The 19,592-nt window shown below is 60.4% G+C and carries 13 protein-coding genes and 1 tRNA gene; 9 read left to right on the top strand and 5 right to left on the bottom strand.

The features are described from left to right. The coding region (locus tag AADA04_RS01320; protein ID WP_340691425.1) for a DUF817 domain-containing protein at positions 1 to 845 on the top strand (845 nt) is incomplete at its 5' end. A 48-nt stretch (positions 846 to 893) separates the two neighbouring features. Beyond that, on the top strand, positions 894 to 2,798 hold the full coding sequence (locus tag AADA04_RS01325) for a biotin carboxylase N-terminal domain-containing protein (protein WP_340691426.1): 1,905 nt from the start codon (positions 894 to 896) through the stop codon (positions 2,796 to 2,798). Here the strand turns inward: AADA04_RS01325 and gltX are convergent. Next, the gene (gene gltX, locus AADA04_RS01330) at positions 2,795 to 4,138 is read right to left on the bottom strand and encodes a glutamate--tRNA ligase (RefSeq protein WP_340691427.1); all 1,344 of its coding nucleotides are present in this window, start codon (positions 4,136 to 4,138) and stop codon (positions 2,795 to 2,797) included. The two genes, AADA04_RS01325 and gltX, sit on opposite strands and share 4 nt — an antisense overlap. 134 nt (positions 4,139 to 4,272) lie before the next feature. Between gltX and AADA04_RS01335 the strand changes: the two genes are divergently transcribed. After that, a complete protein-coding gene (locus AADA04_RS01335) occupies positions 4,273 to 5,094 on the top strand; it encodes a hypothetical protein (RefSeq protein WP_340691428.1) in 822 nt (273 codons plus the stop codon). Between the two features lie 3 nt (positions 5,095 to 5,097). Here AADA04_RS01335 and AADA04_RS01340 read toward each other — a convergent pair whose 3' ends face one another. From AADA04_RS01340 to parE, 3 genes are all read right to left on the bottom strand, one after another. Continuing rightward, complete coding sequence (locus tag AADA04_RS01340; protein WP_340691429.1) at positions 5,098 to 6,747, bottom strand: NAD+ synthase; 1,650 nt, start codon at positions 6,745 to 6,747, stop codon at positions 5,098 to 5,100. Between the two features lie 140 nt (positions 6,748 to 6,887). Then, complete coding sequence (locus tag AADA04_RS01345) at positions 6,888 to 7,541, bottom strand: peroxiredoxin (protein ID WP_340691430.1); 654 nt, start codon at positions 7,539 to 7,541, stop codon at positions 6,888 to 6,890. A 228-nt stretch (positions 7,542 to 7,769) separates the two neighbouring features. Further along, on the bottom strand, positions 7,770 to 9,773 hold the full coding sequence (gene parE / locus AADA04_RS01350; RefSeq protein WP_340691431.1) for a DNA topoisomerase IV subunit B: 2,004 nt from the start codon (positions 9,771 to 9,773) through the stop codon (positions 7,770 to 7,772). A 53-nt stretch (positions 9,774 to 9,826) separates the two neighbouring features. On the opposite strand from parE, the gene AADA04_RS01355 reads away from it, so the two are divergent. The 4 genes from AADA04_RS01355 (at position 9,827) to AADA04_RS01370 (ending at position 14,642) form a co-directional block, all read left to right on the top strand. Next, positions 9,827 to 11,128, top strand: coding sequence for an NADH:flavin oxidoreductase/NADH oxidase family protein (locus AADA04_RS01355; RefSeq protein WP_340691432.1), 1,302 nt, complete (start codon positions 9,827 to 9,829; stop codon positions 11,126 to 11,128). A gap of 165 nt (positions 11,129 to 11,293) precedes the next feature. After that, positions 11,294 to 13,711 carry an endopeptidase La gene (lon, locus tag AADA04_RS01360; protein WP_340691433.1) on the top strand — a complete coding sequence of 806 codons (2,418 nt, stop codon included), beginning with the start codon at positions 11,294 to 11,296 and terminating at the stop codon, positions 13,709 to 13,711. 129 nt (positions 13,712 to 13,840) lie between these two features. Continuing rightward, a complete protein-coding gene (locus AADA04_RS01365; protein WP_340691434.1) occupies positions 13,841 to 14,479 on the top strand; it encodes an SDR family oxidoreductase in 639 nt (212 codons plus the stop codon). A gap of 87 nt (positions 14,480 to 14,566) precedes the next feature. Further along, positions 14,567 to 14,642: transfer RNA gene (locus tag AADA04_RS01370), tRNA-Val, on the top strand. 89 nt (positions 14,643 to 14,731) lie between these two features. Here AADA04_RS01370 and AADA04_RS01375 read toward each other — a convergent pair. Beyond that, the gene (locus AADA04_RS01375; protein WP_340691435.1) at positions 14,732 to 16,126 is read right to left on the bottom strand and encodes a TetR/AcrR family transcriptional regulator; all 1,395 of its coding nucleotides are present in this window, start codon (positions 16,124 to 16,126) and stop codon (positions 14,732 to 14,734) included. Between AADA04_RS01375 and AADA04_RS01380 the strand changes: the two genes are divergently transcribed. Together AADA04_RS01380 and AADA04_RS01385 are read left to right on the top strand one after the other, a co-directional pair. Beyond that, on the top strand, positions 16,102 to 18,423 hold the full coding sequence (locus AADA04_RS01380) for a TonB-dependent receptor (RefSeq protein ID WP_340691436.1): 2,322 nt from the start codon (positions 16,102 to 16,104) through the stop codon (positions 18,421 to 18,423). The two genes, AADA04_RS01375 and AADA04_RS01380, sit on opposite strands and share 25 nt — an antisense overlap. Next, a complete protein-coding gene (locus AADA04_RS01385) occupies positions 18,362 to 19,564 on the top strand; it encodes a serine hydrolase domain-containing protein (protein WP_340691437.1) in 1,203 nt (400 codons plus the stop codon). The genes AADA04_RS01380 and AADA04_RS01385 overlap by 62 nt, the downstream gene beginning before the upstream one ends. The last annotated feature ends 28 nt before the right edge of the window (positions 19,565 to 19,592 follow it).

The following is a 19,592-nucleotide window of genomic DNA, read 5'->3' on the forward strand; positions in this document are numbered from 1 at the left end:
CCCCCTTGCCGCACCGCCTGCACACCGCCCGCGCCACCCTCCACGCCCGCTGGGTGAACGGGCCGGTGTCGCAAAGCCTGTTCGAATTCCTCGCCTTTGGCATCAAGCAGGCCTGGGCCTGCCTGTTCGGTGGCGCCATGCTCGGCCTGCTGCTGCTGACTTTCCTGTTCTACCCGGACGGGGCCCCGGTCTCGCGCTACGATTTCCTTGTGCTTGCGGCGCTTGCGATCCAGGCCACCATGCTCCTGTCCGGGCTGGAAACCTGGGAAGAGGCGCGGATCATCCTCGTCTTCCATGTGGTCGGCACCATTATGGAACTGTTCAAGACGCAGGCCGGCAGCTGGATCTATCCCGAGGAAAGCTTCCTGCGCATCGGCGCCGTACCGCTCTTTTCCGGCTTCATGTATGCCGCCGTCGGCTCCTATATCGCCCGGGTCTGGCGCATCTTTGCCTTCCGCTTCACGCATTTCCCGCCGCTCTGGCTGCAGGGCCTGCTGGCCGGGGTCATCTATGTGAATTTCTTCGCCCATCACTGGCTGCCGGACATCCGCCTCGCCCTCTTCGCCGCCACGTTCCTGATCTATGGCCGCTGCTGGGTGCGCTTCCGGCCCGACGTTTCGTACAGGCGCATGCCGCTGGTCGTCGGCTTTGGTCTGGTCGCGCTGTTCATCTGGTTCGCCGAAAATCTCGGCACGTTCGCGCAAGCATGGGCCTATCCGGGGCAGGAGGATGGTTGGGAAATGGTATCGCTCGCCAAGCTCGGTTCCTGGTACCTGTTGATGATCATCAGCTTCGTGCTGGTCGCCACGGTCCACCGCGTGCGGCCGGCAGACCTGACGGCCTGAACCGCTCGCAACTTGTCTTTTCAGGCAAAATCGGGTCTTGCTGCCGGCATGATCAAAAGCCTCCTAATTGCCAATCGCGGCGAGATTGCCTGTCGCATCATGGCCACCTGCCGCGCCCTCGGAATCCGCACGATTGCCGTCTATTCCGACGCTGACGCCTACGCCAAACATGTCCGGGAAGCCGACGAGGCCGTGCATATTGGCCCGGCCCCGGCTGCTGACAGCTACCTGCGCGCCGACAAGATCCTCGCCGCCGCGAAAGCTGCAGGCGCTGACGCCATCCATCCCGGCTACGGCTTCCTCTCGGAGAATGCCGAATTCGCCGAAGACGTGCGCAATGCCGGCCTCGTCTGGGTCGGCCCGCCACCCTCCGCCATCCGCTCCATGGGCCTCAAGGACGAAGCCAAGCGCATCGCCGAAGAGGCGGGCGTGCCCGTGCTGCCCGGCTATCGCGGCGAGGCGCAGGACCTGAAAACCCTCACAGCCGCGGCGAAAGATGTCGGCTACCCGCTCCTCATCAAGGCGATCGCCGGTGGCGGGGGCAGGGGCATCCGTCTCGTCGCCAAAGCGTCCGCCCTGAAGGACGAACTCGAAAGCGCCGTGCGCGAGGCTGAAGCCGCCTTTGGCGATGGCCGCGTCATGCTGGAAAAGCTGGTCGAACAGCCGCGCCATATCGAAGTCCAGGTCTTCGGCGACAGCCACGGCAATGTGGTCCACCTGTTCGAGCGCGACTGCTCGCTGCAACGCCGTCGCCAGAAAGTTCTGGAAGAGGCGCCTGCGCCCGGCATGCCGGATGACGTCCGCAAGGCCATGACAGACGCCGCCGTGAAACTGGCCACTGCGGTCAAATACGAAGGCGCCGGCACGGTGGAATTCATCGTCGATGGCAGCAAGCCGTTGAGCACTGAGAGCTTCTGGTTCCTCGAAATGAACACAAGGCTGCAGGTCGAACACCCGGTCACCGAAATGGTCACGGGGACAGACTTGGTCGAATGGCAGCTCCATGTCGCCGGCGGCGGCGAACTGCCCCTTGCACAGGACGAGATCACGCTTCGCGGCCACGCCATCGAGGCCCGCATCTGCGCCGAGGACCCGTCCGAAGGCTTCCGCCCCGGCGCGGGCCTCATCCTCGAGTTCGGCCTGCTGGAACCGGTGGACGGTGAACTTGTCCGTTGGGACACCGGCTTTGAAACCGGCGACCGCGTGCCCTCAAGCTATGATTCCATGATCGCGAAACTGATCGTGTCCGGCGACGACCGCGACGAGGCCGTCGACCGCCTGATCGACACGCTCGCCCACACCCAGCTTGTTGGCGTGCCCTCGAATGCGGGCTTCCTGCGCCGCTGTGCCATGTCAGACGCCTTCCTCGATGCCACCCATCATGTGAACTGGATCGCGGAACAGGGTGACGCCCTGACCGTTGCACCTGACGAACACGAACTGGCCTCCATCCTCGCTGTCAGCGATATTCAGCTCGACGCGCCGGAAGCGGCCGCGCCATGGGATATCAAGGACGGCTGGCGCTCGAATGGAGCGCCCATGCACCGTGCCGCGGTCGCCGTGGGCGCGGATTCCGACTGGATCGACCCCGATGCCTGGGACCTTCCTGAAGACATCCCGTTCCCGCTCGTGACGGATATCTCACCTCGCCGCTACGCCGTCACCACGGCGGGCGACAGCGTATTGGTCGAGGTGCCGGACTATGACGCCGATGTCGAAGCGCTGCTCGGCGGTGATGCGGTGAAGGCCCCGATGCCCGGCAAGGTCATCGCCATGAACGTCAAGGTCGGCGACACGGTCACACACGGCCAGACGCTCGCCGTGATGGAAGCGATGAAGATGGAACATTCGCTCTCAGCGCCGCGCGACGGCGTCGTCGAAGCCGTCGGCGGCACCGTTGGCGAACAGGTGGCCGAGGGTGTCGTGCTGGTTCAGTTGGTGGAAGAGGCCTAGGCCGCCTTGAGTCGTGCCAGCGCCCGCTCCCGTCCGATCAGCGGCATCAGGCTCGCCATGTCGGGCCCGTGTTCCTGACCGGTCAGCGCCTTGCGCAGGGTCATGAATAGACCCTTGCCCTTGCGGCCCGTCGCGGCTTTCACCGCATTGGTCCACTCGCTCCAGGTCTCGGCGGTCAGGTCACCAGCGGGCAGAAGGTCAGCCGCCTGCAGCACGAAATCCTTGTCCTCGGCATCGACCAGCGGCGGCACATCGCCGAACACCGTGTCGACCCAGGCTTTGACGTCCGGCAGCAGCGAACAGTTCTGGCGCACCACAGTCCAGAACGCTTCATCAGCGGCCTTGGGATCAATCGCCGCCAGCCGGTCCTTCACCTCATCAAAGGGCAGGCCGTGCAGGATCGCGGCGTTAAGCGACAGGAGGTCGGCTTCGTCAAACCGCGCCGGAGCCCGGCCGATCTTGCCGAAGTCGAATTCCTTGGCCAGCTCGTCGAGGCTGGTTCGGGCTTCGACATTGTCCGACGTGCCGATCTTGGCCAGCAGGCTGGTGATCGACATCGGCTCATAGCCTTGTTCGCGCAGTTCACTCATCGACAGTGAACCGAGCCGCTTTGACAGGCCCTGTCCATCGGCGCCGATCAGCAGCGGCGTGTGCGCCATTTGCGGTGCGGTGCCGCCAAGGACATGGAAAATCTCGATCTGCGCACCGGAATTGGTGACATGGTCTTCACCGCGCACGACATGCGTGATCTTCGCATCGATATCGTCGACCACCGAGGGCAGCGTGTAGAGATAGCTGCCATCCTCTCGGATCAGCACGGGATCTGACAGGCTCGACGTGTCGATGCTCTGCGGTCCGCGCACCAGGTCGTCCCACTCTACCCGGTTGCCGGACAGTTTGAAACGCCAATGTGGCTTCACGCCATCGGCTTCCAGCTTGGCTTTCTCGTCGTCGCTGAGGTCCAGCGAGGCGCGGTCGTAGACCGGCGGGCGCCCGCGCGAGAGGGCGATCTTGCGCTTGCGCTCCAACTCGTCGGCGCTCTCGTAGCAGGCATACAGCAGGCCCATGTCCTTCAGGCGCGCGGCGGCCTTGTCATATTCGCCAAACCGGTCCGACTGGCTGAACGTGTCGGCCCAGACAAGGCCGAGCCAGGTCAGGTCCTCGCGTAGGCCGTCTTCATAGGCCTTTGTCGAGCGCTCAACGTCCGTATCGTCGATGCGCAGGATGAATTTCCCGTCCTGGGACTGCGCAAACAGCCAGTTGATCAGGGCCGTGCGCACGTTGCCGACGTGCAGGCGGCCTGTGGGTGAGGGGGCGAATCGGACAATCGGGTGGGTCATAGGCGTGGTTTTCCAGTCATCAGAAGCCGCTTTCGACATCAAATTGCTTAAAAAGCCAAGGCATAGCCGTCACAATCTTGCTATTGTTTGTGCTAATCATCGAGACTTAAGCGAGTCGCCCGAAGGAGTGGGACATGAAATCTGGTTGGATCTTCGCCGCCGCCATCGCGCTGGCCGCCTGTGGTCAATCGCCCGATGTGCCACAGGAAAGCGATATTGTCGCCACGGACGGCTCCGAGCTTGATGCGGCTGATACTGCCCAGCAGGCCCGGGCGAGCGATTATGTTGCGCCCGACTATGCCAAACTGTCCGGCTATGGCGAGGGCTGGTACATCTCGCCCGGCTGGCCCGGCGAATATCCGGCCGGCTTTGTCGTGCTCGACGAGGGGGTCACCCTGCAGGGCCGCGCGCGCCCCAACCCGGCTGCGCCCAGGGAGACGGCCTGCACGCTGCCCCGCCTCGCCAATTACCAGCTCTGGAACTATCCGCGCGTCTCGGCTGACAAGCTTGAATTCTTCGTCGCCACGAAAACCTTCCCGGTCACACTCACGCAGGATGCGGCTATCGAATATGTCAGCGATGCTGGCAGCATGCAGCTGCTCGACCTGAAACAGGGCGACCAGCTCAACTACCTGCGCTATCTCGGTGAAGGCTTTGCTATCCTGTCATTCGGCGGCACCGAATATGACATCAATGAAGCCGAACTGATGGACACTACCGACATCCGGGATTCCAAGGGCGAGGAAGACGAATGGGTGCGCGTCACCTGTGCCGACGGCTCCCAGCCATGGCTCCTCTATGACGAAGTCGTCGCGGTGCCTGGAATCGCACCCTCGCCGATCACCGGCTATGGCGACGCGTCCGACATCACCGCCGACCAGGTCGACTCGATCCGGTTTGACGCCGAAGTGAATGCCGCCGCCGCCGCCGAGGCCGCGAACCAGCCGTTCGAATAGGACTCAGTCGTCGCGGAAGCGGTTGGTGATCGGATAACGCCGGTCGCGGCCGAAATTCTTGCCGCCCACCTTAACACCCGGCGGCGCTTGGCGGCGCTTGTATTCGGCAATGTACAAGAGATGCTCGATGCGCCGCACGGTCGCCGCGTTATGCCCGCGCTTCAGAATGTCGTCGATATCTTCCTCAAGGTCCACGAGGCCGCGCAGGATATCGTCCAGCACTTCGTAGGGCGGCAGGCTGTCATCGTCGCGCTGGTCTTCGCGCAGTTCCGCCGACGGCGGCTTGGTGATGATCCGTTCCGGGATGACCTCGCCACCCGGACCCAGCGCGCCGCGCGGGATCTGCGTATTGCGCCATTTCGCAAGTTCGAACACTTCGGTCTTGTAGAAATCCTTCAGTGCATTGTAGCCGCCGCACATGTCGCCATACAGCGTCGCATAGCCGACCGCCATTTCGCTCTTGTTGCCCGTCGTCACCACCATGTGGCCAAATTTGTTCGACAGGGCCATCAACGTCACCGCCCTCAGGCGCGACTGGATGTTCTCTTCCGTCGTATTCGGTTGCGTGTCCTTGAACTGCTCGGCCAGCATCTCGTCCAAGGCATCCACGCCAGGCCGGATGTTGATGATGTCATACTTGCAGCCGAGAAGTTCGGCGCAGGCCTTGGCATCTTCCAGGCTATCCGAACTCGTATATTTCGACGGCATCATCACGCACCAGACGCGCTCGGCGCCCAGCGCGTCCACCGCCATCGCCGCCGTCAGCGCGCTGTCGATGCCGCCGCTCATGCCCAGAACGACGCCCGGGAACCGGTTCTTGTTGACATAATCGCCCAGCGCCAGAACTGCCGCACGGTATTCCGCTTCCCAGCCCTCTGTCAGCGTCTCCTTTGGCCCACTCTGGAAGCTGCCGGTCGCGCCATCGAACGCGACCATGGCCGTGCCCGTTTCGAAATCGCCCAGCAACTGGTGTTCGGTGCCATCATCGTCCACGGCATAGCTCGAGCCGTCAAACACCAGCTCGTCCTGCCCGCCGACCTGGTTGACGAACAGATAGGGCAGGCCGGACTTGCGCCAGGCCGAAAAGGTCGAATGGCGCTCGGCATGCACCGTCCGGCGCCAGGGCGAGCCATTCGGCACGACCAGCACCTGCGCGCCCGCGCTTTTCAACGCCAGCGGCACCCGGTCGAACCAGATATCCTCACAGATCGCGACGCCCACTTTCACGCCCTTTAGCGAGAACACGAAGGGCGCTCCGGTGCCCGCATCAAAGATGCGCTTCTCGTCGAACACGCCATAATTGGGCAGTTCGCGCTTGTCACAACGTCCGGCCACATGGCCGTCTTTCAGCAGTACCGAGGAATTGTGGACCTTGTCGCCGTCCCGCCACGGCGCGCCGATCAATATGGCCGGGCCGCCTGCGGTCTCGCCTGCCAGCGTCTCCACAGCCGCCATCGACAATGTCACCGCCGAAGGCTTCAACACCAGATCTTCCGCCGGATAGCCGAGAATGAAGAGTTCGCTCAGCACCAGCAGGTCGGCGTCACGTTCCCGCGCCTCGGCATAGGCCTCGCGCGCCAGCGCCAGGTTGCCATTGATGTCACCAACCACAGGGTTCAGCTGCGCCGCGAGAATATCCAGGACTTTGCTCATTCTGAGCATTTAAAGGGGGAGGTTGGAGATGTCATGTATTTTACGCGCCGTCCTTCTACCAGCGGAGAAGGGTGGGCTCATTGCATGCATGAAAAAGCCGGCGGAACCCCGCCGGCTTTTTCAGATTTGTCCGGTTGGCCTCAGCCCGGGAGCTTGGCCTTGCGCAAATAGGGCAGGACAGCATCGAACTTGCCGAACTTGGCCGTCGCGTCGGCATCATTGAGGCTCGGCGGAATGATCACGTCTTCGCCGACTTTCCAGTTGGCCGGAGTCGCAACCGTGTATTTCGCTGCCGTCTGCAATCCGTCGAGCGCGCGCAGCACTTCGGCGAAGTTGCGACCGACATTCATCGGATAGGTCATCGACAGTTTGAGCTTCTTGTCCGGCCCGACGATGAAGACGACGCGCACGGTCTGGCTGTCAGCGGCGGTGGCATTATTGGGCAGGTAGGCCTCGGCGGGCAGCATGTCCAAAGCCTTGGCAACTTTGAGATCGCTGTCGGCGATGATCGGGAAGCTGGCTTTAGCACCGGCGACCTTCTCGATGTCGCCCTTCCATTTCTTGTGCTCTTCAACACCGTCGACGGAAATGCCGATCACTTTGGTGTCGCGCTTGGCCCATTCGTCGGCTAGCTGTGCGACAGCGCCGAACTCAGTGGTGCAGACCGGGGTGAAGTCCTTGGGATGCGAAAACAGGATGGCCCAGTGGTCGCCAATGAAATCATGCAGTGCGAACGCGCCCAGATCGGTCTCGACAGTGATGTTTGGAATCGTATCGTTGATGCGAAGTCCCATAGTGCTTGTCCTTCTTCAATTGATTGAGCATCTAGTTGCTCCCCTGTACTTAAGAAGAACTCCGACAGGTTGAAGGGCTGCAGCCTGTGATCGGTCGAGCAAATAGTCGCAGGCTCAGCGCAGGGCACCCACCTTGCCGTCCCCGCAAGAGCGCGCGCCGGAACCTTAGGCAACGGCAGATCGATGGATGCGGCATGAGTCTCCGGCCTGCACCGGAGATGCGGACAATCAGATATCCAGTTCGTCGACGAAGGCGGCGTTTTCCTGAATGAACTTGAATCGTGTTTCAGCCTTCTTGCCCATCAGGATGTTGATCAGGTCTGATGGCTTCACTTCCGTCAGCGCGTCGAGCGAATCCGGCAGCGTGATGCGGGCCAGCGTGCGGGTGGCCGGGTTCATCGTTGTTTCTTTCAGCTGCGACGGGTTCATCTCGCCGAGACCCTTGAAGCGCACCATGTCGACCTTCTGGTTCGGCTTGAAGTGCTTGGCCATGATCTCGGCGCGCTGGGTCTCGTCCATCGCATAGGCAATTGTGCCCTTGTTCGAAAGACGGAACAGCGGCGGCTGGGCCATGAACAGGCGGCCGCTCTCGATCAGGCCCGGGGTCATCCGGAAGAAGAAAGTGATCAGCAGCGCCGCGATATGCGCGCCGTCAACGTCGGCATCAGTCATGATGATGATGCGTTCATAGCGCAGCTCGTCGAGGTCGAACTTGCGGCCGAGCTGGGTGCCGAGCGCGAGGGCGAGATCGTTGAGCTCCTGGTTGCCCGCCAGCTTGTCGGCCGAGGCGCTTTCGACGTTCAGGATCTTGCCGCGAAGGGGCAGGATGGCCTGGGTTTTCCGGTCGCGTGCCTGTTTGGCGCTGCCGCCCGCCGAGTCGCCTTCGACGAGGAAGAGTTCGGTGCCTTCCGGGCCTTTCGAGGCGCAGTCGGCCAGCTTGCCCGGCAGGCGCAGGCGCTTGGTGACGGACTTGCGGCTGATCTCTTTCTGCTTGCGGCGGTTGGCGCGTTCTTCGGCCCGGTCGATCGCCCAGGTCAGCAGCTTGTCGGATTCCTTGGGGCTGCCGGCCAGCCAATGGTCGAAGCGGTCGCGCACGGCATTTTCCACCAGGCGGAAGGCTGCCGTGGTCGACAGCTTGTCCTTGGTCTGTCCGACGAATTCGGGATTGCGGATGAACACGGACAGGAGCAGGCCCGAATGGCCCATAATGTCTTCCGCCGTGATGTCGCTGCCCTTTTTCTGGCCGGTCAGTTCGGCAAAGTTGCGCAGGCCCTTGGTGATGGCCGACCGGAAACCGGCCTCATGCGTGCCGCCTTCGGGCGTCGGGATCGTATTGCAATACGAGCGGGCAAAGCCGTCGGCCTCGCCAAAGCCCGCGCGGGTCCAGGCAATCGCCCATTCGACCTTGCCTTCCTTGCCCATGTCCACGAGGCCCGTGAACGCGGTTTCGGTAATTGTCGCCTTGTCGTGGAAGACTTCGTCGAGCTGGTCGGCCAGGCCGTTCGGGTAGGAGAGGACCGCTTCGGCGGGAATCTTCGAATCTTCCGGCAGCAGGGCCGGATCGCAATTCCAGCGCACTTCGACGCCGCGATAGAGATAGGCTTTCGAGCGGGCCATCTGGAACAGGCGGGCCGGGCGGAAGCGCAGCTTCTCGCCGAATATCTGGGTGTCCGGGCGGAACTTGACGCTCGTGCCGCGCCGATTGGGCGCCGCGCCGACCTTTTCCAGCTTTCCCGTCGGCAATCCGCGGGAAAAGCACTGGCGGTAAAGCACCTTGTCGCGGGCCACCTCGACCTCGACCAGTTCCGACAATGCATTGACGACGGAGATGCCGACGCCGTGAAGGCCGCCGGCCGTTTCATAGGCCTTGTCGGAGAACTTGCCGCCCGCGTGGAGCGTGGTCATGATCACTTCAAGCGCTGATTTCTTGGGGAATTTCGGGTGCGGGTCGACCGGGATGCCGCGGCCATTGTCTGACACGGTCAGGAAGTTGTCGGCGTCCAGCTTGATCTCGATACGGGTGGCATGGCCGGCGACGGCCTCATCCATCGAATTGTCCAGCACTTCGGCGAACAGGTGATGGTAGGCGCGCTCATCTGTGCCACCGATATACATGCCCGGCCGCTTGCGAACGGGCTCCAGTCCTTCAAGAACTTCGATATCCTTGGCCGAATAGCCTGAAGAGTCTGGTATCATGGTGTCGAACAGCTTTGCTTGATTGGCAGCGCCCATATGTGGTCTCCCTTAGTGGGCAAGCGACTCAGTGTCGATATTGGGAGAACATAATGCCCGTCACGATTAATACCCCGTTAACCCTGCAGAGCGGCCTGACCTTTCCGAACCGATTGGTGAAAGCCGCCATGACAGAGGGACTCGCCGATCCGCGCAACCGGGTAACTGAGGAACATCTGACCCTTTATCGCCGCTGGGCGGAAGGCGGGGCAGGCGGCCTGATCACCGGAAATGTCCAGATCGACCGCCATCATCTCGAACGCGTCGGCAATGTCGTGATTGATGCGAAGACCGGCGAAGACGAGATGGACGGCTTGTCGCGCTGGGCCGAGGCCGCCAAATCCGGGGGCGCTGCCCTGATCATGCAGGTCAGTCATGCCGGTCGCCAGACGCCGAAACTTGTGAATCCGCGCCCGGCGGCCCCAAGTCCCGTCGCGCTTGGCCTGCCCGGCGGCCAGTTCGGTGAACCGCGCGCCATGACGCCGGACGAAATTCGCGCCGTTGTCGAAGGCTTCGGTCGCGCCGCCAAGGTCGCCAAACGCACCGGATTTGACGGCGTTCAGGTCCATGCTGCCCACGGCTACCTGCTCAGTTCCTTCCTCTCGCCCCTTGCGAAACGGCGCGAGGATGACTGGGGCGGCCCGCTGGAAAACCGCGCGCGCTTGCTGGTCGACTGTGTTCGCGAGGCCAAAGTGCAGGGCGGGGTAGGGTTTTCGGTCTCGGTGAAGCTCAATTCCGCCGATTTCCAGACGGGCGGCTTCAGCCACGCGGATTGCCTCATGGTGATCGACATCCTGAACGGGCTGGGCGTTGATTTCGTAGAGATTTCCGGTGGTAATTACGAGCAGCCCAAGATGATGGACATGGAAGGCCTGGAGCCTTCGTTCGAAGAAACCAAGCGCACATCGACCCGCGAACGGGAGGCTTACTTCCTCTCCTATGCAAAATCGGTCCAGGACCGGGCCAGCATGCCCCTGATGGTCACAGGCGGCTTCCGAACGCTGAGTGGCATGAATGCCGCGCTCGCATCGGGTGAAGCGGACCTGATCGGAATCGGGCGCCCGCTCTGCGTCGATACGGCGACGCCGGCGAAGCTTCTGGCGGGCGAAATCGAGACTGCCGACCGCTGGGAAGCGCAATTGCGCATCGGTCCTGGCCTGTTCGGGCCGAATTCGCCGATCAAACTGGTCAAGGCCCTTAACGGTTTCGGCGCACAGGGGTGGTATTATGAACAGCTTCGCTTGTTGGCGGCGGGAAAGGCGCCCAGCCCCAAACTCGGCGTTCTCAAGGCCTTCGTGGCCCATCAGAAACGGGAAACAGTGAGTGCCAAGGCGTGGCGGGCCGCGATGCCTTGATTTCAGGCGGATTTCCAATTCCCCAGAATCTTGCGCATTCTTCGGGTTGAAGCAGGGCCCCTTACAATCCACATCTTAGTCAATCGTTCGACTTTCTTCATGAGTGTCGGGCAGAGTACAAAGGGTCGCTGCCATGCGGGGCCCAAATTCCAAGGAGGCATTCAAATGCCAGTACTGAAGAACCTTCCGGTGTTGCCGCTACGGGACATCGTTGTTTTTCCGGACATGGTCGCCCCTCTCTTCGTGGGCCGCGACAAGTCTGTGCGTGCGCTCGAAATGATTGATGAGGGCGATAATGAAATCATGCTGGTGGCCCAGCGCGACGCTGCGATCGACGATCCTGGCGCCGATGACGTGCACGAGATCGGCACGGTCGCCACCATTCTCCAGCTTCTGAAGCTGCCCGACGGCACCGTGAAGGTTCTCGTCGAAGGCCAGACACGTGCGCGCCTGCAAAAACTGCATGATCGCGGCGACTATTTCGAAGCCGAAGTCGAAACCATTCCCGAGGCTGATTCCGATGGCGGCGACGTGCAGGCCTTGATGCGCGCCGTTCAGGAGCAGTTCGAGAATTATGTAAAACTGAACCGCAAGATTCCGCCGGAATCCGTCACCACGATCGGCCAGCTGACCGAGCCGGGCAAACTGGCCGATGCCGTTGCCTCGCAATTGTCGGTCAAGATTTCCGACAAGCAGGAATTGCTCGAACTTTCCGACATCAAGGACCGCCTCGAAAAGGTGTTCGCCCTGATGGAAGGCGAGATGGGCATGCTGCAAATGGAGCGGAAGATCAAAAACCGCGTCAAGCGGCAGATGGAGAAGACCCAGCGCGAATATTACCTCAACGAACAGATGAAGGCGATCCAGCGCGAGCTGGGCGAACAGGGCGGCGACGGCGGCGAACGCGACGAAGTGGCCGAACTGGAACAGAAAATCGCCGATACGCCTTTCTCCGAGGAAGCCCGCACCAAGGCCGAAGCCGAGGTCAAGAAACTGCGCCAGATGTCTCCGATGTCTGCGGAATCCACCGTCGTGCGCAATTATCTCGACTGGCTCCTGTCCCTGCCATGGGGCAAGCGCAAGGATATCCAGACCGATCTTGCGAAAGCCGAGAAGCAGCTTGATGACGACCATTACGGTCTCGAGAAGGTCAAGGAACGGATCCTCGAATACCTTGCCGTGCAGAAGCGCACCGGCAAGCTGAAAGGCCCGATCCTCTGCCTCGTCGGCCCTCCGGGCGTCGGCAAGACCTCGCTCGGCAAGTCAATCGCCGAAGCCACGGGACGCGACTTCGTGCGCGTGTCTCTCGGCGGTGTGCGTGACGAGTCCGAAATTCGCGGGCACCGGCGCACCTATATCGGCTCGATGCCGGGCCGGATCGTTCAGTCGCTGAAAAAGGCGAAGACCGGTAACCCGCTCTTCCTGCTGGATGAGATCGACAAGATGGGTATGGACCATCGTGGCGATCCTGCCTCGGCCCTGCTCGAAGTGCTCGACCCGGAACAGAACGCTACGTTCAACGACCACTATCTTGAAGTCGATTATGACCTTTCGGATGTGATGTTCGTCACCACGGCGAACTCGCTCAACATGCCCCAGCCCTTGCTGGACCGTATGGAGATCATCCGGATCGCCGGCTATACCGAGGACGAGAAGGTCGAAATCACCAAGCGTCACCTGATCCCTCAGGTGCGTGAGGATCATGGCCTGAAAGCCGACGAGTGGATCGTCACCGACGAAGCCGTTCGCGACCTTGCGCGGTACTATACCCGTGAGGCTGGTGTCCGGTCGCTGAAGCGTGAGATTGCGCGGCTTGCCCGCAAAGTCGTACGCAAGCTGGCCACAGACGAGACGCTGACCACGGTCACCATCACCGCGGAGTCCTTGCCGGACTATGCTGGCGTGCGGAAATTCCGTTACGGTCTTGCTGACAAAACCGACCAGATCGGTGCCGTCACTGGTCTCGCATGGACGGAATCGGGCGGCGACCTCCTCACCATCGAGGCGGTCAAGATGCCGGGTCGTGGGAACATGAAGGTCACGGGCAACCTGCGCGATGTGATGAAGGAATCGATCCAGGCGGCGAGTTCGCTTGTCCGGTCCCGGTCTGTCATGCTCGGCATCAAGCCGACTGTGTTCAGCACCAATGACATCCACGTGCACGTGCCCGATGGCGCGACGCCCAAGGATGGGCCGAGTGCCGGTGCGGCCATGACTACGGCCATCGTGTCGCTGCTGACCGGTATCCCGGTCAACCGCGAAGTCGCGATGACGGGTGAAATCTCGCTGCGCGGACATGTCCTGCCAATCGGCGGCCTGAAGGAGAAACTCCTCGCGGCCCTGCGCGGCGGCATCAAGACGGTGTTGATCCCGGAAGAGAACGAGAAGGATCTCGAAGACATTCCGGACAATGTGAAGACCGGCCTCCGGATCATCCCGGTGTCGGACATCAATGAAGTGCTCGAGCTTGCGCTCAGCGCCCCGTTGAGCCCGATTGTCTGGTCTGAAGCCGACGAAGCCGCCCTCCAGGCGAGCCTCTCAGGCCAGCCAGCCTCGGCTTCGGACGCTGTGCGCACGCACTAGTCCCTGACACATGAACAGGAAACGGCCGCGTCGATGACGCGGCCGTTTTTTTGGACTGCCGACCCGGTGGAACAGAGTCGGCAGGGGATCATTGGTCTGTCAGATATTAAAACTGACAGGAGACACGCTATGAGAATTTTGGTCGCAGGCGCCACCGGGAACACAGGCGCACGCCTCGTGAAGGCTCTCGCCGAGGCTGGTCATGCACCCGTCGCGATGGTGCGGGAAAGCTCCGATACAAGCGTGCTCCCAGCCGGGTGCGAAACGCGCATGGCCGACCTGGCGGACCTGCCCGCCGGTGTCGCGAGTGATGTCGATGCCGTGATCTTTGCGGCTGGCTCGGGCGGGCACACGGGTGATGACGTGACGGACAAGGTGGACCGCGACGGCGCGATCACGCTGATCGATGCGGCGGTTGATGCCAAGGTCGGTCGGTTCGTGATGCTGAGTTCCGTGGGCGCAGACGACCCGTCGAATGGACCCGTGGGCCTTCGCCATTATCTGGAAGCCAAGCACAAAGCCGACGAGCACCTGAAATCAGCGGACGTGGCCCATGTCATCGTCCGGCCGATCAGCCTGAGCGACGATTCGGGAAACGGTCTCGTGTCAATTGCCGAACAGGTGGACCGGGACGGCGAGGTGACGCGGGATGATGTTGCTGCGGTCCTCGCTGCGTCCGTGACGCAGGCAGGGCTTGGCGGCAAGGTGTTCGAAATGGCGGCGGGCAAGACACCGGTTGCGCGCGCCATCGCGGACGCTGCGGCCTGACGTTAAAGGTTGGGGTGCAACTCGTCTTTTTCACACGCGCTCTCTTGCTTTTTGGTTCAATAATCCGCAAAAGCCCGCGATTGGATAGGGCGGTTAGCTCAGTTGGTAGAGCATCTCGTTTACACCGAGAGGGTCAGCGGTTCGAGCCCGTTACCGCCCACCATTTTTTGTCTTTCAGGTACTTGATGGTCTCTGTCCGGCAGCCTGCGATTGCCAGCCAGTCGCGCGGCTAACGCGATCATGCCATGCGGGCTAGCGCGACGGCATGCGCATATCTGTATCGACCGCGCAGATACCCGATTTGATGAGCGTCGTCATTTGGTCGGCGATTTCCATTGGCGACGGCTTGGGATGGTTCTGCCGCCACTTCTGGATCCAAAAGAATGCGCCGGCTGACACACTGACAATCTCCGGGTCGTCATTTTCGATGCTGCCGGTCTTCACCGCTGATTCGAGCGCCGCACGCATCTTGCTGGTAATGGTGTTGGAGCGATCCAGATAGTGCTTTGGCAGCCGCGTTAGGCCGGGTTGAAGAGCAAGAGGCGGGGCGGAATTAGCCTGTGCCTGGCAATTGAGATGAAGTACCGAAAGCAGGATGTCCAAAGGACCGGCGCCGGACGCCTCGGTCCTGTCGATAATCATTTCATATTGCTTGAAGGCTCGCTCATAGCAACGCTCGACAAGGTCGGCCTTGTCCTGGAAATGATGATAGATCGCGCCCTTGCTGGCGCCAACAGCCTCGGCAATGGCCTCGATGGAGGCGCCATCCAGGCCCCGCCGGTTAAACAACAAAGAAGCCGCTGCAATCAGTTGCGACTGACGAAGCAGATTGGCATCTGACCTGTCGAATACATTGTAATTTTGATGGGTGAGGCTGGCATAGTCGAATTTGCAAACGAAATCCTCGCCATCCCTGGAACGAAGTCCATGGAAGAAGAGATTTTGTATCGTGACGATCAATTCTTGACGTTTTGTCCGCGCAGTATCTTCATTGTCGGTGAGCCAGTTCGTCCAAAGCAATGACCAACTCATCATTCCAAGCAACGCGTATGATGCTATCTCAGGATCGAAACCCTTGAATACGCCTTTGGCTTGCCCGGCCTTGAGTATGTTGCTGAGGTCGACGACGTGTGTGTCGCACCGCGATTGTAGTTGCTCACAATAGGGCTGCTCCAAGATATCGATATCGGCGAGAACGGCGCGCTGGGGGCGGTCTGACTGCAGCGTTTGCGCAATGAAGAGCGCAATCTGCTCCCTGGGCTCAGGCTGGGCGGCCACCACCGCCTTCAGATCCGATTCAATCGTTTCGCAGGATCTGATATAGCATTGCCGGACCAGGTCCGCTCGGTCTTTCACGTAGTAGTATAGCGCGTTTCGAGACAGTCCAAGCTGATCGGCAATATCACTCAACCTAACGCCACCAGCGCCTTCGTCATTCATCAGGCGCGCGCCGACGTCTAGTATGGCGTCGCGTTTGGAGGACCGCCGGGATGACCGTCCTGTGGCATTGCCGTCAAACTGTTTGCGGGGAGCTTGCGTCATGAGCTCTGGATAGCAGTCTGATATCAGAGACTCAAGAAAACAGTGCGCTTTGATATGTTGGCATACCCATTTGTCGAAAAATGCTTGCGTTGCATAATTTACCATGCTGTACCGAAAACATACTCAATCGTCGAAACAGCAGAATTGAGATTCGGGAGAAGACAATGATCAAGACAAATCGGTTACTCACAGCACTGATGACAAGCGCCGCACTTGCCGGGCTGTACGGTGGCCAGGCTGGTGCGCAGGAGGCGATGGAAACATCCGACCGTGTATTGAATACCGTCACTGTAACAGCCCAGAAACGCGAGCAGAGCACACTTGATGTGGGCATCGCAATTTCGGTCGTTGGCGAGCAGGAAATAGCCGCGCGCCGCATTGAAACGCCTTCTGACCTCGTCGTGTTCACGCCAAACGCGACGGTCAAAGAGAATATTCCTGGCCTGATGCCAGTCATTACCATTCGCGGCGTTGGGCTCAATGATTTCAATGCCACCAACAACCCGGCAACAGGCGTCTATGTCGACGAAGTGTCGCTGAGTTCACTTGCATTGCTTAGCTCGGACCTGTTCGACCTCGAGCGCATGGAAGTTCTGAAGGGGCCGCAGGGAACCTTGTATGGTCGTAATTCGACAGCGGGCGCTCTCAACATAATCTCGGCCAAGCCGAACCTTGATGCCGCATCGGGCCGCGCACAACTCGGTCTTGGAAATTATGAAAGCCGGGACCTGGAACTGATGGCCAATATCCCCGTATCCGACAGGCTGGCGGTACGTCTCTCAGGCAAGGGAGTGGTTCAGGACGAGGGCTTTTATTTCGACGAGACGCGCGGTCGTGACGTCGGCCGCCGCGAGGTATTGGCGGGACGCGCCCAAGCGTTCTGGACGCCCACCGATAAAGTCGATGTCCTCTTGAAACTGGAGGGCCAGCAAGGGCGCTCTGAACTTGGATCGCCAGAGTTCTTCGGCGCCCTGCCAACCCCGACAGAGACAGATTGCCCTGGCGCGACGGGATGTTCCAACTTCTTCGGATATACCGATACCGATGGCGATCCGTTCCGGGGCGCATGGTCTGTCGATCCCGAATACAATTACGATCAAGTGGGTGCGACGGCTCGCGTTGAGGCAGATCTTGGATCGGCCACGCTCACATCGGTGACGGGTTATATCAATTTCAGCCGTGAGTTTGCGTCCGATACGGATGCGGGGCCCCTGCGCCTGACGGATTTCAACAATAATGACGACGTCACCCAGGTGTCCCAGGAAGTGCGCCTGTCGGGAAACAATGATCTGCTCGACTGGCAGGTCGGCGTTTTCTATTCCCAGGATGATGTCAAAACCATCTATTCAGGTGAACTGCAGGACCTTTTCAACACGACGACACTTTCCATCGCCGACCAAGAATCGACGTCCAAGGCCATATTCGGAAACGCGGAATGGTGGCTGAGCGATACGCTCAGCCTGATCACCGGTCTTCGGTACTCTGATGAAACCAGGGAGACCGTCAACTCTACGCAAGATAACGTTTCCGAGATCGGCGGGAGCTTTTTGTCGATGGCGCCGTTTGGTTCACCGGCCATCGTGCTGGCATCTGTCGATGATGAAATCAATGACACAAGCTGGTCATGGAAGATTGGAGCGAACTGGAAGCCGCGCGAGGATATGCTCCTCTATGCGAGTGCCTCACAAGGCACCAAGTCGGGCGGATTTTTTGCTGGCGTGGCCACGAGTACGGCCCAGCTGATTCCCTACGAGCCTGAAACGCTTGTTTCCTATGAGGTCGGGATAAAGGGAAGCCTGGCGGCAGAGGGCGTATCCTATGACGCCAGTGCCTTTTATTATGACTATAGCGACGTTCAGACCTTTATCCGTGACACTGTAGGTGCCCTGGCCGTCCAGAGACTTGGTAATGTGAGCGAGGCTGAACTCTACGGCGCCGATCTCAGCGTCACATATCAACCGGCAGCGCTGGATGGGCTGTTGCTGAACGCGGGGGCAGGACTGCTATCGAGCGAGCTGGGCGCGTTCGATGCAACGGCGGGAACAGTACCAAAAGGCAACGATATGCCCGATGCGCCCGAACTCACACTCAATCTTGGAGCAGCGTACACAACCGATATAAGCGAACGCCTCGCCATACGCGTTTCACTGGATGGTCGCTATCAGTCGGAAACCTTCCGGGATGCACTGAACGATCCGTTGCTTCATTCTGATGGATACTGGGTCGCCAATGCCCGCGTGTCCTTGTTTGAAGAGGATAACTGGGATCTGTCGGTGTGGGGCAAGAACCTTGGCGACGAACAATACGTTACCCAGGGTGTGAACCAACTGGCGTTTGGCTATGGATTCCGCGTTTATGGTGCACCGCAGACTTACGGCGTTTCGCTCACGAAAAGTTTTTGAGGAGCGCCCCATGACGAATATAGAAGGTTTTTGCGACCCGAAATTCGATGCCGTGAAAGCGGCGTTCGAAAGCAATTTCAAGAGCCATGGTGAGATAGGCGCATCGGTCAGCATCTTTGATGGCGCGAATTGCCTGGTCGATCTCTGGGGCGGACATCTTGACACGGAACGTACGAAGCCGTGGCAGAAAGACAGCCTGGTCAATGTCTGGTCCACGACAAAGGGCGTTACGGCAGTGTGCTATGCGATGGCCGTTGATCGCGGCGTGCTGCGCTACGAAGACAGAGTGGCAGATTATTGGCCGGAGTTTGGTGCTGCAGGCAAGCAGGACATCACGATCGCGATGCTCCTGTCGCACCAAGGCGGGCTTTGCGGCTTTCGCCAACCCGCAGTCATCGACGACTATTATGATGTGGAAGCTGCCGCGGCGACCTTTGCTGCCGCCGAACCTATCTGGACGCCTGGAACCCAGTCAGGATACCACGCGATCAGCATTGGTGCGCTGGCGTCGGCCCTCTTCAAGCGCGCGGAAGGGCGATACATCCGCGAATTCGTCGCGGATGAATTGCAGGGGCGGATGGGCCTGGATATGTTCGTCGGACTGCCCGGGGATGAAGAAGGCCGCTGCGCGCCCCTGATCGCGCCACCCGAATTCAGCTCTGAATCAACCGCTGTGGAGTTCACCGAGGCTCAGATCGCTGCCCTGGTGAATCCTCCGATGAATGCGCTAGTTGCAAACACACCTGCGTGGCGTTCCGCTGAAATTCCTTCGGCCAATGGACACATGACTGCGCGAGCACTGGCCAAACTTTATGCGGCGCTGGCGACCGCCGGCGAGATAAATGGACAGAGGCTGATCAGCCAGGAAACCCAAGCCAAGGCGACAAATATGCAAATTCAGGGTGTCGATGCCGTCCTTGGTATCGACGCGCGATGGGCCTGCGGATTCCTGTTGAACACAAATGAACTGTATGGCCCCCAATCGCAGAGTTTTGGACATTCCGGATGGGGCGGTTCATTCGGGTTCGCCGATCCGAAATCCGGCATTGGAGTCGCCTACACAATGAACCGCATGGGGACTGATTTGGTCGGTGATCCGAGAAACATGGCTTTGATCGCTGCGATATACGCATCCCTCTGACATGCGCTTAAGATGCGTGTTGTCTTCT

The organism is Hyphomonas sp., assembly GCF_037969335.1.
Taxonomy (GTDB): Bacteria; Pseudomonadota; Alphaproteobacteria; order Caulobacterales; family Hyphomonadaceae; genus Hyphomonas.

Bases quoted from the DNA above. Each gene is read 5' to 3' on its own strand.
- AADA04_RS01325 (WP_340691426.1), top strand. From the start codon at position 894: ATGATCAAAAGCCTCCTAATTGCCAATCGCGGCGAGATTGCCTGTCGC.
- gltX (WP_340691427.1), bottom strand. From the start codon at position 4,138: ATGACCCACCCGATTGTCCGATTCGCCCCCTCACCCACAGGCCGCCTG.
- AADA04_RS01335 (WP_340691428.1), top strand. From the start codon at position 4,273: ATGAAATCTGGTTGGATCTTCGCCGCCGCCATCGCGCTGGCCGCCTGT.
- AADA04_RS01340 (WP_340691429.1), bottom strand. From the start codon at position 6,747: ATGAGCAAAGTCCTGGATATTCTCGCGGCGCAGCTGAACCCTGTGGTT.
- AADA04_RS01345 (WP_340691430.1), bottom strand. From the start codon at position 7,541: ATGGGACTTCGCATCAACGATACGATTCCAAACATCACTGTCGAGACC.
- parE (WP_340691431.1), bottom strand. From the start codon at position 9,773: ATGGGCGCTGCCAATCAAGCAAAGCTGTTCGACACCATGATACCAGAC.
- AADA04_RS01355 (WP_340691432.1), top strand. From the start codon at position 9,827: ATGCCCGTCACGATTAATACCCCGTTAACCCTGCAGAGCGGCCTGACC.
- lon (WP_340691433.1), top strand. From the start codon at position 11,294: ATGCCAGTACTGAAGAACCTTCCGGTGTTGCCGCTACGGGACATCGTT.
- AADA04_RS01365 (WP_340691434.1), top strand. From the start codon at position 13,841: ATGAGAATTTTGGTCGCAGGCGCCACCGGGAACACAGGCGCACGCCTC.
- AADA04_RS01380 (WP_340691436.1), top strand. From the start codon at position 16,102: ATGCTTGCGTTGCATAATTTACCATGCTGTACCGAAAACATACTCAAT.
- AADA04_RS01375 (WP_340691435.1), bottom strand. From the start codon at position 16,126: ATGGTAAATTATGCAACGCAAGCATTTTTCGACAAATGGGTATGCCAA.
- AADA04_RS01385 (WP_340691437.1), top strand. From the start codon at position 18,362: ATGGATTCCGCGTTTATGGTGCACCGCAGACTTACGGCGTTTCGCTCA.